Annotated in this window: 10 protein-coding genes; 8 read left to right on the forward strand and 2 right to left on the reverse strand. The window is 71.9% G+C overall.

Going from position 1 to position 11,177, the window contains the following annotated elements:
- Positions 1 to 29: 29 nt before the first annotated feature.
- Positions 30 to 3,587, reverse strand: a complete 3,558-nt coding sequence (locus tag ACIBVN_RS51225; RefSeq protein ID WP_397148598.1) for an NACHT and WD repeat domain-containing protein — start codon at positions 3,585 to 3,587, stop codon at positions 30 to 32.
- Positions 3,588 to 3,799: 212 nt separating this feature from the next.
- Here ACIBVN_RS51225 and ACIBVN_RS51230 point away from each other — a divergent pair, with 212 nt between their 5' ends.
- The gene (locus tag ACIBVN_RS51230; protein ID WP_397148600.1) at positions 3,800 to 5,086 is read left to right on the forward strand and encodes an NB-ARC domain-containing protein; all 1,287 of its coding nucleotides are present in this window, start codon (positions 3,800 to 3,802) and stop codon (positions 5,084 to 5,086) included.
- Between the two features lie 123 nt (positions 5,087 to 5,209).
- On the opposite strand, the gene ACIBVN_RS51235 is transcribed toward ACIBVN_RS51230, so the two are convergent.
- On the reverse strand, positions 5,210 to 5,587 hold the full coding sequence (locus tag ACIBVN_RS51235) for a hypothetical protein (RefSeq protein WP_397148602.1): 378 nt from the start codon (positions 5,585 to 5,587) through the stop codon (positions 5,210 to 5,212).
- A 122-nt stretch (positions 5,588 to 5,709) separates the two neighbouring features.
- Between ACIBVN_RS51235 and ACIBVN_RS51240 the strand changes: the two genes are divergently transcribed.
- The 7 genes from ACIBVN_RS51240 to ACIBVN_RS51270 all read left to right on the forward strand — a co-directional run bounded on the left by ACIBVN_RS51240 (position 5,710) and on the right by ACIBVN_RS51270 (position 11,125).
- On the forward strand, positions 5,710 to 6,270 hold the full coding sequence (locus ACIBVN_RS51240; protein WP_397148604.1) for a TetR family transcriptional regulator: 561 nt from the start codon (positions 5,710 to 5,712) through the stop codon (positions 6,268 to 6,270).
- Between the two features lie 59 nt (positions 6,271 to 6,329).
- Positions 6,330 to 7,127, forward strand: coding sequence for an alpha/beta fold hydrolase (locus ACIBVN_RS51245; RefSeq protein WP_397148606.1), 798 nt, complete (start codon positions 6,330 to 6,332; stop codon positions 7,125 to 7,127).
- A gap of 128 nt (positions 7,128 to 7,255) precedes the next feature.
- Positions 7,256 to 7,879, forward strand: coding sequence for a DivIVA domain-containing protein (locus ACIBVN_RS51250; RefSeq protein ID WP_397148608.1), 624 nt, complete (start codon positions 7,256 to 7,258; stop codon positions 7,877 to 7,879).
- Positions 7,880 to 7,919: 40 nt separating this feature from the next.
- Positions 7,920 to 9,134: a hypothetical protein gene (locus ACIBVN_RS51255; RefSeq protein WP_397148610.1), complete on the forward strand. Its 1,215-nt coding sequence runs from the start codon at positions 7,920 to 7,922 to the stop codon at positions 9,132 to 9,134.
- Positions 9,135 to 9,411: 277 nt separating this feature from the next.
- The gene (locus ACIBVN_RS51260) at positions 9,412 to 9,984 is read left to right on the forward strand and encodes a CGNR zinc finger domain-containing protein (protein WP_397148612.1); all 573 of its coding nucleotides are present in this window, start codon (positions 9,412 to 9,414) and stop codon (positions 9,982 to 9,984) included.
- On the forward strand, positions 9,984 to 10,538 hold the full coding sequence (locus ACIBVN_RS51265; RefSeq protein ID WP_397148614.1) for a GNAT family N-acetyltransferase: 555 nt from the start codon (positions 9,984 to 9,986) through the stop codon (positions 10,536 to 10,538). Before ACIBVN_RS51260 ends, ACIBVN_RS51265 begins: the two co-directional genes overlap by 1 nt.
- Positions 10,539 to 10,564: 26 nt before the next feature.
- Positions 10,565 to 11,125 carry a nitroreductase family deazaflavin-dependent oxidoreductase gene (locus tag ACIBVN_RS51270; RefSeq protein WP_397148616.1) on the forward strand — a complete coding sequence of 187 codons (561 nt, stop codon included), beginning with the start codon at positions 10,565 to 10,567 and terminating at the stop codon, positions 11,123 to 11,125.
- The last annotated feature ends 52 nt before the right edge of the window (positions 11,126 to 11,177 follow it).

The raw sequence follows: 11,177 nt of genomic DNA on the forward strand, positions 1-11,177 counted from the left end.
GCTCGCTCTCTCCGTGGTGGGGGCCAGGGTCACGGACACGTCTCGCGGTACTTCTCCTGCGGTACCAGATTCTCCCATTCCTCCCGGGTGAGGGAGCGGCCCGCGTTGGCGCACGCGGCGGCCACCAGGTCAGGGGGCGTGCGGACGTCCCACAGCCGCGCGGTCTTGTCGTCCGACACCGTGGCGACGGTCGTCCCGTCCCGGCTGTAGGACAGTGCGGTCACGCCCTTGGCGTGGCCGATCATCGGGGAGCCGAGCGGCCGGTAGGTCCGCAGGTCCCACAGCTGCACGTCGCCGTCGCTGAGGCCGGTGACGAGGACCTCGCCGTCCGGGCCGAAGGCGAGCGTGTTCGTCGAGCCGTCCTCGGGGATCAGGCCGATGCCGACCGCGCGGCGGTTCGGCACGTCCCACAACCGCACGCTGTAGTCGGAGGCCGTGAAGGCCAGCCTCCGCCCGTCGGGGCTGAACGCCATGGCGTTGACGAACCCGCCCTGGGCCGCGTACGACGGGCCCTGGAGCTCGCGGCCCGTGGCCGCGTCGAAGAGCCGTACCCGGTTGTCGAAGCCCGCGGTCGCCACGGTCGCGCCGTCGGGGCTGGTCGCCATCGCCGTGATGAGGTCGGTGTGGCCGGGGACGGTGATGCGCGGCCCGGTCTCAGCGCGGCGCGCGATGTCCCAGAACACGATGGACTTGTTCTTCTGGGCGGCGACGAACCTGCCGTCCGCGCTGATCACGGCGGACGAAAGTGTCCTTTCCTGGGCGATCTCGCGGCGAGTCGCGACGTCCCAGAGCCGCAGGCCGTCCGCTCCTCCCGACAGGAGCGTCCGCCCGTCTGGGGTGAAGCTGAGCCGGTACACCGCACGGCGAGGGCCCTCGGGGTTCAGCGGGGGGCCGAGCCGACGCTGGGTGGCGACGTCCCAGAGCTGGATCGCGGGGTCCTTGTCGTCGGGCATGCCGGCGGCCAGCATCCGTCCGTCAGGGCTCAGCGCGACGGCCCCCAGCGCGGGCATGGGGGTCCCGAGCTGTAAGTGGGTCCGGGCGTCGGCCAGCCGGGCCACGCCGTCGCCGCCGGCGGCGGCGACCAGCTTCCCGTCCGGGCTGAACGCCACGCTGTTGACGCTGTTGTAGTTGTCGGCGAGCAGGAGCAACTGCTGCCGGCTGGCTGTGTCCCAGAGGACGGTACGGCCGCTGTCCCCGCCGGTCACGATCCGTGTGCCGTCCGGGCTGAAGGAGATCGACTCGTAACCGGCGTTGCGGTCCTTGAGCATCCCGGTCTGCTTGCGCGTGGCGATGTCCCACAGGCGCCCCGTCCGGTCCCAGCCCAAGGTCGCGAGCATGGTGCCGTCCGGGCTGATGGCGACCTCGCCGACGGCATCGCGATGTCCGGTGAAGGGAGCGCCGATCTGGCGGGACGTGGCGGTGTCCCAGAGGCGTGCGGTCTTGTCCGCGCCCCCGGTGGCCAGGATCTTCCCGTCCCGGCTGAAGGCCACGCCGTGGATGACGCTCGACAGGTCTGGCCCGTCGTCGGGGCGGCCCATGGGAGCGCCGTGCGGCCGGCGCGTGGCCACGTCCCACTGCTGGACGACGCCTCTGCGGTCGCCGGTCACGAAGGTCTTCCCGTCCGGGTTGTACGCGATCGCCGACACGACAGCCGTGTGCTTCAGCGGGGCGCCCAGCTCGCGACGGGTGGCCACGTCGTAGAACCGGACGGTGCTGAGACACACCGTGGCCAGCGTACGGCCGTCGGGGCTGAGGACCAGCTTGGTGCCTGAGCACTCGTACTTCGGACGGGTGATCGGGGTGCCGAGCTGCCGCCGCGACGCCGTGTCCCAGAACCGCACGGTGCCGTCGTTACTTGCTGTCACGATGGTCGAATTGTCGGGGGTGAACGCCACTGCCATCAGGGGTTTGGTGTCCGCGCCGAGGTTCCCTCGGGCGGTGCGGGTCGCCGCGGACAGCACGCGGCTGCGGGCCTCGTCAGTCTCAGCGATCCGCCAGGCCGCCACGGCGAGCCTCGAGGCCAGAGGGGCGTCGCCGGTGACCTCGCTCTGCGCCGCGAGCTGGCGGGAGCTCGCCCGCCTGCGTTGCAAGTCGGCGTCGTTCGCCGCCTTGACGGCGGCGCCGGCCGCGATGAGGGCGAGCACCGACAGCACCGCGAGGCCGGTCATGACGAGACGACGGCGGCGGCCCGCCCGCCGCACCTCCCGCGTGGACGCCGCGAGGAAGCGCTCCACGGTGGGGCCGGGCGGCGGAAAGCTGTCGGGGTCGCGCTCCCAGCGGGGCCGGTTGTCGTCCACGGCCAGCAGCCGGGCGCCCCGGTAGAGGAAGGCGGGGTCGCGGTGGTTGCCGGCCCACTGCGCGGCGTCCTCGACGAGCTGGTCGTACACCGCTTGGGCGGCGAGGTCGGGCTCGAGCCACTGCCGCAGGGTGGGCCAGGCGGTCAGGAGCGCGTCGTGGGCGATCTCGACGGTGTCCTCGTGCAGGGTGAGCAGGCGTTGGCCGGCGAACGCGGACAGCAGCGCCTCGACCTGTAATCGCCGCTCCGCGGAGTGCGCGGCCGCGGCGGCGTGGATCTCGGCCAGCGTAGCCCTGCGCCGCGCCACCTGCCCGCCCGCGGTGATCAATGTCATCCGCCGGAAGAGCCTCAGCGCGGTCTTGCGGTCCTGCGGCGGCAGCCGCCCGAGGACCTCGTCGGCCGTACGGCGCACGGAGTCGTGGACCCGGCCGGACTCCTCGTACCCCCGGACGGTCAGGGTGCCGTCCTCACGTCTCTCCCAGGTGTTGCGCAGGGCCTGCGAGAGCAGGGGCAGGGCCCCGGCCTCGAAGCGATCGCCGGCAGCCGGGCCGACGCGCAGCTCGCCCAGGATGGTCTCCACCAGACCGGGCTCGATCTCCAGGCCGCTCACGGCCGCGGGGCCGGTGATGGCCAGTCGCAGGTCCGACTCCGTCATCGGCTCGACGATGACCTGACCGTCCTGGATGGCCGCGGCGAACTGCGGGTAGGCGGCGCAGCGGTCCCAGTAGTCCGCGCGCACGCCGATGATCACTCCGGCGCCGTGCGGGCCCTCGGCCAGGGTGTCCAGGGCCCTGACGAACGCCTGGCGCTCCCGCTCGTCGGTCACCAGGGTGAACAGTTCCTCGAACTGGTCGACCACCAGGACGAGCCGGGCAGCCGGTGAGAGAGTCTCGGACAGCGCCCGCCGCGGATCGTCCCGCAGCTGCTCGTCCACCGCGTCGACGGACCCGCCGAACGCCTGTGTCCACCCTTCGGCAAGCGCGTGGAACGGCTTCGCGGTGGGTGTGATGAGCAGGCGCGGCCAACGCTGTGATCCGGCGACCGGCAGCCTTCCTTCGGCCAGCGCCGGCATCAGCCCCGCCCGTAACAGCGACGACTTGCCCACGCCGGAGGCGCCCGAGACCAGCAGGATGGATCCGTGCTCCGTCAAACGCCGTCCCAGGCGTTCGAGGAGGTTGAGCGTCGCCCGCGTACGCCCGAAGAACAGCTCGGCTTCCGCCGTCTCGAACGGCGCAAGGCCTTGGTAGGGGCACCCATCGTCCGAATGGCCGCCCTCCTCCCGCTCGCCCATGGCGTTCATTCTGGCCAACCGCGGCCGTGCCCATCAATCGCGTTTCGGCCGGGAAGCACCGGCTCGCCTGCCGTCCGATTCCGTTCAATGTCGTCCGACCAGTGGCCTGAACGGTGCGAACACGGTTTCGATGGACCTCTGCCTTCACCGGCAGAGCGACGATGAGAACGGGGGTGTCGATCATCAGCGCAACGAGAGGACCGGCTCCGGTCATGGCGGGCTGGGGGCCCGGCGCGGAGCCGTCTTTGGGAGCGCTACTGCGCACGTGGCGGGAGCGGACATTACTCACTCAGGAGCAACTCGCAGAAAGGGCCGGCCTCAACGTCCGGACGGTTCGCCGGCTGGAGAACAGCGGGCTCTGGCAGCCTCGCACCAGGTCGATCCTGCTGCTGGCCAAGGCGCTGGAACTGGACGACGAAGAGCGGGCGATGCTGGTCGCCGCCACTCGCGGCCAGCCGCCTCGCGATACCAGCGATGATCCGGAGGGGACCGGCTCACCGCCGGCAGCGGCGGCCGTTCCCCGGCAGTTGCCTGCCGATGTCGCGGCGCTGGTGGGCCGCGAGCGCGAGCTGGCGATCCTGGAGAGTCACCAGAGCGCGAACACGGTGACAGTCGTCTCCATCGACGGTATGGCCGGAGCAGGCAAGACGGCGCTGGCCGTGCACGCCGCCCACAGGCTCGCACCGCGATATCCCGACGGGCAACTCTTCGTGAACCTCCACGGCCATGCGCAATCGATGACGCCGATCGAACCGGGTGAAGCCCTTGCCCGCGTGCTCCGCACACTCGGCGTCCCCGGCGAGCGCCTCCCCGGGCATGTCGATGACCGCGCCGCGCTGTACCGGAGCGTGCTGGCCGACCGCAAGGTCCTGATCATCCTGGACGACGCCGCGGACGGATTCCAGATCCATCCGCTGCTGCCCGCCGGCTCGGACTGCCGGGTGATCGTCACCAGCCGGCGCCGCTTCACCTGTCTGGGCGACACCCGAAGCCTGTCGCTGGAGACGCTGGCGGTGGCGGACGCGGTCACCATGTTCACCCGCATGGCCGGACGGGAGCGTGTCACGGGCACACCGGTGCATGTTCTGACCGAGGTCGTGCAGCGCTGCGGGCTGCTGCCGCTCGCGGTTCGCATCGCCGCCGTCCGGCTCCGGGCGCATCCCACCTGGAGCGTGCGGCATCTGCTTGACCGGCTGACGGACGACCGGCTGGCCGAGCTGAACGCCGGACGGCACAGCGTCACAGCCGCCCTGGACCTGTCCTACGCAAGGCTTTCCGCTGAACAACGACGCGCATACCGGGTATTGGGCTCGCGCATCAGCACGGACTTCGGCGTCGACGCGGCCGCCGCCCTGCTGGACACGACCGCGCTACAGGCCAGACGGCTACTGGACCAGCTGTCGGACACCCATCTCCTGCAGGAGCCCGCCCCCGGCCGATATCGGCTCCACGACCTGGTCCGCGACCATGCCTCGACTGTGCGTCCCCGCGCCGGCTGACCGGCCTGCCTTGCTGGATGAGCGGATGCCGTTGCAGGGGTGGCCGCCAAGCGTAGGCACGGGCCCGGCGGCCACCCCTGTCATGTCCGGCGAACGTCTACGCAGGGGTGGCCGCCGGCGGCGTCAATCGCGCCCTGCCGGCCCGATTCCGCAATCCGGAGCAGTGCCAGGCTGGATGATGATGCTCGTCGGCTGGCGGAATTCGAAGGGCACGTCACCGCTGCCGACACACAGCACCCTGCTCGCCCCCGCTCGGTTGACCAGGACGGCCTGACAGCCGGGCGGCGGCTGATTGACGAATGACTGGATTTCGCGCAGCTGCGAATGGTATTGCCTCGGAGGCTGGCAGGTGGGGTAGGTGAAGGTGACGGCGCCGATGTCGCCGATCAACGTCAGCCGCCCGCCGGCGGCATTCGCCGCGTGCGCCGTGCCTGCCCCGCCGGCCACCGCGACGCAGGCTAACACCGATCCCGCGAGCAGTGCTTTTGCCGTTGTTTTCATGAATACGAGTGTCGCCTGCGGCCAAATAAGCGTCGAGGACATTGGCCGGGCATTGAAGGGTCATATCTGTCGCCACGTGCGCAGCAACCGGACAATGTTGTCCGGTTGCTATCATGACGGCTGTGCCGGACTCCCGTCGATCGAACAGAGGACCGAGCGCCGCGGCGGAGAACCGGGCGGCGCTGATAGCGGCGGCTCGCGAGGTCTTCGCCAGCGCCGGATACAACGCCCCGCTCAGCGCGGTCGCCCGCGCCGCGGGGGTCGGCCAGGGCAGCCTCTACCGGCACTTCCCCGACCGCATCAGTCTCGCGATGGCCGTGTTCGAGGACGGCGTCACCCAGCTGGAGGCGCTGGCGGCCGAGCCCGGCGCCACGCTCGACGACGTGCTGTCCCTGATCAACGAGCAGACCATCGACTCGACCGCGTTCATCGACATGGTCACCACGCCGCCGACGGACCCCGACCCCCGCGTCCTCGAGGTGCGCGATCGCGTGGCGAACCTCCTGGCCGGGATGCTCCCCGCCGCCCGGCGCGCGGGCGCCGTCCGCGACGACGTCACGGCCGAGGACCTGGTGCTGGTCATCGGCATGGTCGCCGGAGTCCTCGCCAAGACCCCGGCGCCCCGCCGGCGCGTGGTCGCCGGGCAGGCGTGGCGGCTGCTGCGCAAAGGGATGGAGCCATGAGGGCGCACTTGGGCTAGCATCCGCTGCGGAGGCCGGCATCGGCAGAACGGCGGTGAGCGATGACCAGCGTGCGGCGCCGATACGTGGACACCCGGTTCGGGCAGATGCACCTCGCCGAATGCGGGAGCGGCACGCCGGTGCTGTTCCTGCACCAGACCCCGCGGTCGTGGACCGAGTACATCCGCGTGCTGCCGATCGCGGGCGGCCACGTGCGCGCCATGGCGCTGGACACCCTCGGCTTCGGGCAGTCGGCCCACACCGACGAGTTCAGCATCGAGCGCTTCGCCGACGGCGTCGAGGCGGTGCTCGACGCACTCGGCCTGTCCCGGGTCGCCCTCGTCGGTCACCACACGGGGGCCGTGATCGCGCTGGAGGTGGCGGCGCGCGCCCCGGCGCGGCTGTCGGCACTGGTGCTCTCGGCGATGCCGCACGTCACCCCCGAACGCCGGGAACGGGTGCGCGACCTGCCCCGGGTCGACCACGTCCAGCCGGCGCCCGACGGCGGTCACGTCACCGAGCTGTGGCGGCAGCGGCGCGGCTTCTACGACGCCGGCCAGGAGGGCGACCTCACCCGGTTCGTGATCGACGCTCTGCGGGTCGTGGATCGCCTCCACGACGGTCACGCCGCCGTGAGCGCGTACGAGATGGCGTCGCGGCTGCCGCTCGTACGCACCCGCACCCTGCTGATGTGCGGGGCGGACGACGCGTACGCGCTGCCTGACCAGCCGGCCCTGGCGCGGGTGCTGGGCTGCGAGCTGAAGGTGATCGACGGCGCCGGCGTCTGCCTGCCCGAGCAGCGCCCCGACGCGTTCGCCGAGGCCGTGCTGTCGTTCGTGACGGCCTCCGGCGCTCCATGACGGGGGCGGCTTTACCCATGACCAGCTGCTCAGACGTTTAAGCGCAAGGTAACGTGTCAACTACTGTGCGTATAAGCTACCTGGTCAAACGGTAAAGGTCGCACCGAAGGGTTCGGTGAAGCGCCGTCATGCACATCAAGCACGAAGAACACGACCATCGCCTCCGGCTCCCGTTCAGTCACGCCGTCGACGACGCCGCCACGCTGCCGGTCCAGGCGGCGGGTCCCGGCCAGCTCACCCTGCTGACCCCCACCGCCGTCCACCATCAGGTCTTCACCGTCGTCCGGTTGCGCGCCGGCTACGACCTGGCCGAGGTGGACGCGTTCCTGGCCGGCGTGGAGAGCACGCTCGGGCTGCTCTGGCAGGACAACGCCCACCTGCGCGAGCGGCTGGCGAGCCTGCCCGTCCCGCCGGTGCCGGCCGACATGCAGGCGGAAGCGGAGCAGACCGCGCAGGAGACCGTCGAGATCGCCCGGCAGGAGGCGCGCCAGATCCTCGCCGAGGCCCGCGCGGAGGCCGATCGGCTGCGGCGTGAGGCCGCCGCCGCGGCCGAGGCGCTGACCCGTACCGCCCACCTGGCCTACCGCGAGGTCATCGAGGAGCAGCTCGACCAGTTCGACACGGTGCTGTCCGACCATGGGCGGCAACTGCAGGAAAGCCTGCGCGGCCAGCTGGGGCGGCTGCGCGACGTCCTCGAGGACCTCGCCACGCCTGGGCACGGCACGTACACCGGTCCCGCCGCCGCCCCGTGAACCGAGCCGCTCCGTACGCACTCGCGAGAAAGGCCGTGACATGTCCTTGCCGCTCGGGGGGCCGGCACTGCAGTCGGCGCTGCAAGACTCCGGTCTTGACGCCGCCATGCCCGCGTGGACGGTGTGGGCTGCCGTGGGCCTGGTGGCGCTGTCCACGCTGGCCGGGGCCCATCTCGCCCATCGCAACGCCGCCAGGATCAGCATCTGGCTGGCCGTCGCCTCGGCGCTCATGCTCGTCACCGCCGTGGCCGACGTGATGCCGGACGCCTGGCGTGAGGCCCACGCCACCGAAGTGCCCCTGTGGCTGGTGGCGCTGGCCGGGGTGGTCGGCTTCGCCGCCATCACGTACTTCACCCGCCACGGCCACCCGCACGAGGCCGTGCAGCGCGGGCAGCACGCCCCCGGACTGCACAGGCGCGTCAAGCAGGCCGTCAGCGCCGCGGTGTACGGAGGCGTGGGCACCGCCGTCGCGCTGAGCCTGCACCGCATGATCGAGGGCGCCACCCTGGTGCTGGCGGCCTCGGCCGTCGTCGTGGCCGCGCTCATGATCCACTCGGCCGGCGAGGGGCTGGCCATGACGGCCATGCTCGACATGGCCAGCAAACCGCGCGCTCCCTGGCTGGCGCTCTCCTGCCTCAGCCCCGCGGCCGGTGTCGTGCTGGCCGCGGTGGCGCCCATCCCCCCGCAGAGCGTGCCGATCCTGCTCGGCCTGCTCACCGGCGTGCTGCTGCGTACCGCGGTGATCGGGCTGAAGATCGCCCGCAGCAGCGGCCGGCTGGTGCGGCGCCATGTCGCCGTCGCCGCGGCAGGCGTGCTGGCGGTGGGCGGGCTGCTGGTCGCGGCAGAGACCGTTCTCGTCGAAGACCTGCCCGAGCTGGCCGTCCCCATCGCCGCCGTCGGCCAGAGCGGCAGGCCGCTCGTCCCGCCCACCCGCACCCCGTCCCCCCGGCCCGAACCCACACGAGAGCCGGTGCCGACGACGGCCGCCGAGCTGCGCGCCGCCGTCGCCGCCGGGCAGCTCGGCGTGGAGGCCCTCCTGCCACGCGGCGAGCCGGCCACCATGAGCGCCGACGTCGAATCGCTGCTGCGGGCCCTGCCGGGACACGGCGCGGCCGAGATCAGCAGAGTGCTGCGGAAGGGCGGGATCGGCAGCGGCGCCAGCATCGGCGACCTCACCCTGCGCCAGCGCCACTACCTGCTCATCGCCCTCGGCGCCCGGCCCGGAGCCGCGGACACGAACGCCGGGCGCCACTAGGCAGGACGCCCCAGCGTGAGCTTCGGCTCTGGGCGTTTCCACGTGGTCATGGGGCGTGGCCGGTGAGGTGGCGCTGCAACGTCGGGGCCACCCAGGCGATGAGCTCGCCGGGCTCGTCCCGCGGCCCGTCCAGCAGCATGGCCACCGCCTGCTCGGGCCGGAGCACCGACGTGACGACGGCGCTGAAGGCCGCGGCCGCCGCCGCGCTATATCCCCATGTAGAGACTTTCCAATATTCGGATGCTGACGGTTGCAGTGCTTTGTTAGCGTCAGCATCGTGACGGCTGCCGAGTTCCCGATCCTCGGGACGGAACCTCTCGCGGTGGAGCTGGCCAACACGCTGTACGGCGTGGGCCAGGCGCAAATCGACTTCCTGGCGGACGACCGGCAGGTCGATCGGTGGTTCGCCGAGGTCTCCGTACGGCATGAGTCGGCGGCCTCGATGAGCCGGCACGCCGAGCAGGTGCGGACGCTACGCGACTGCGTACACGCCCTGCTGTCGGCCGCGGTCGAGGGGCTGGCCCCCGGCACGGCGGCGGTCGAGCGGGTCAACGGCTTCGCGGCGGCGGCGCCGACGTTCCTCCGCCTGGACTGGCGCGACGGCCCGCCCGCGGCGCGCCGGCTCGACACCGCCACCGGCGCCGCCGCGGTGCTCGGCCGCATCGCCGCCGGCTGTGTCGAGCTGCTGACCGGCCCGCTGGCCGGCCGGGTACGGCGCTGCCACGGCCCCGGCTGCTCCCTCTTCTTCGTCCAGCACCATTCGCGCCGGCGATGGTGCCATCCCTCATGCGGTCACCGTGACCGCCAGGCCCGCTACTACCGCCGGCATCTGACTTCAGGAGCGTCTTGATGATCACATGGCGTCGACTGGCCCAGGAGGACTTCCCGCTGCTGCGCACGTGGCTGGAGCAGCCGCACGTGGCGCTGTGGTGGAACCACGAGACCTCGATGGAGGCGGTGGCGCGCGACTTCGGCCCCGTCGACAGGGGAGAGGAGCCGTCGGAGGACCTGCTCGTGTTCCTCGACGACCGGCCGCTCGGCCTGGTCCAGCGGTCGCGGTTGGCGGACTATCCGGACTATCTGGCCTCGCTGGCGGCCATCGTGCCCGTCCCCGACGGCACGATGACCATCGACTACCTGATCGGCGATCCGGGACAGGTCGGCCAGGGGCACGGGACGGCGATGATCCGCTCGGTCATCGAGCGGACGTGGGACGAGTTCCCCGACGCCCCCTGCGTGCTGGTCCCGGTCTCCGCGGGCAACCGCGCGTCGTGGCGGGCGCTGGAGAAGGCCGGGATGCGCCGGGTCGCGGAAGGCGAGCTCGAGCCGGACAACCCGGTCCACGGGCCCGCCCACTACCTCTACCGGATCGACCGGCCGTCGCCCTGGTCGTCCGTCGAGTAGACCTATCGCTTGGTTGGGAAGTATCCTTGGCCCCCGTCAGCAGCCCCACCCGAGCCGGACGTGAGGTCACCGTGGTCGAGCAGCAGTCCAGCGGCGGGGTCAGGGCGCGGTTCAGCACCGCGCTGCGCCCGTTCTTCCAGTGGCTCGCGGGCACCAGGGGCTTCGCCCGGGTCGCGCCCAAGATCGTGCCGCCCCTCGACCGCTTCGTCAACCGCGTGACCGGCGGACGTGTCCTCATGGGCGACCAGATGATCCCCCATTTGCTGCTCACCACGACGGGCAGCAAGTCCGGGCAGCCCCGCGAGAGCCCGCTGGCCTGCCTGCCCGAGGACGGCGGCACATTCCTGGTGGTCGGCAGCAACTTCGGCAGGGAGCACCACCCGGCCTGGAGCGGCAACCTGCTCAAGACCCCGCAGGCCACGGTGGCCTTCCGCGGGCGCGTCATCCCCGTGACGGCCGTCCTGCTGACCGGCGCCGAGCGCGAGCAGGCCTGGCAGGCGCTCACCCGCTTCTGGCCGCTGTACCAGGGCTACACCGACCGCTCCGGCCGCGAGTTGCGCGTCTTCCGCCTCTCACCCCGTCCCTGACCGCTTTCAGCCGGGCAGGACGCGGCGGTCTCGGTTCGGGCAGGACGCGGTG

The organism is Nonomuraea sp. NPDC049400 (assembly GCF_044466425.1).
Lineage (GTDB): Bacteria > Actinomycetota > Actinomycetes > Streptosporangiales > Streptosporangiaceae > Nonomuraea.

Bases quoted from the DNA above. Each gene is read 5' to 3' on its own strand.
- ACIBVN_RS51225 (WP_397148598.1), bottom strand. From the start codon at position 3,587: ATGGGCGAGCGGGAGGAGGGCGGCCATTCGGACGATGGGTGCCCCTAC.
- ACIBVN_RS51230 (WP_397148600.1), top strand. From the start codon at position 3,800: ATGGCGGGCTGGGGGCCCGGCGCGGAGCCGTCTTTGGGAGCGCTACTG.
- ACIBVN_RS51235 (WP_397148602.1), bottom strand. From the start codon at position 5,587: ATGAAAACAACGGCAAAAGCACTGCTCGCGGGATCGGTGTTAGCCTGC.
- ACIBVN_RS51245 (WP_397148606.1), top strand. From the start codon at position 6,330: ATGACCAGCGTGCGGCGCCGATACGTGGACACCCGGTTCGGGCAGATG.
- ACIBVN_RS51250 (WP_397148608.1), top strand. From the start codon at position 7,256: ATGCACATCAAGCACGAAGAACACGACCATCGCCTCCGGCTCCCGTTC.
- ACIBVN_RS51255 (WP_397148610.1), top strand. From the start codon at position 7,920: ATGTCCTTGCCGCTCGGGGGGCCGGCACTGCAGTCGGCGCTGCAAGAC.
- ACIBVN_RS51265 (WP_397148614.1), top strand. From the start codon at position 9,984: ATGATCACATGGCGTCGACTGGCCCAGGAGGACTTCCCGCTGCTGCGC.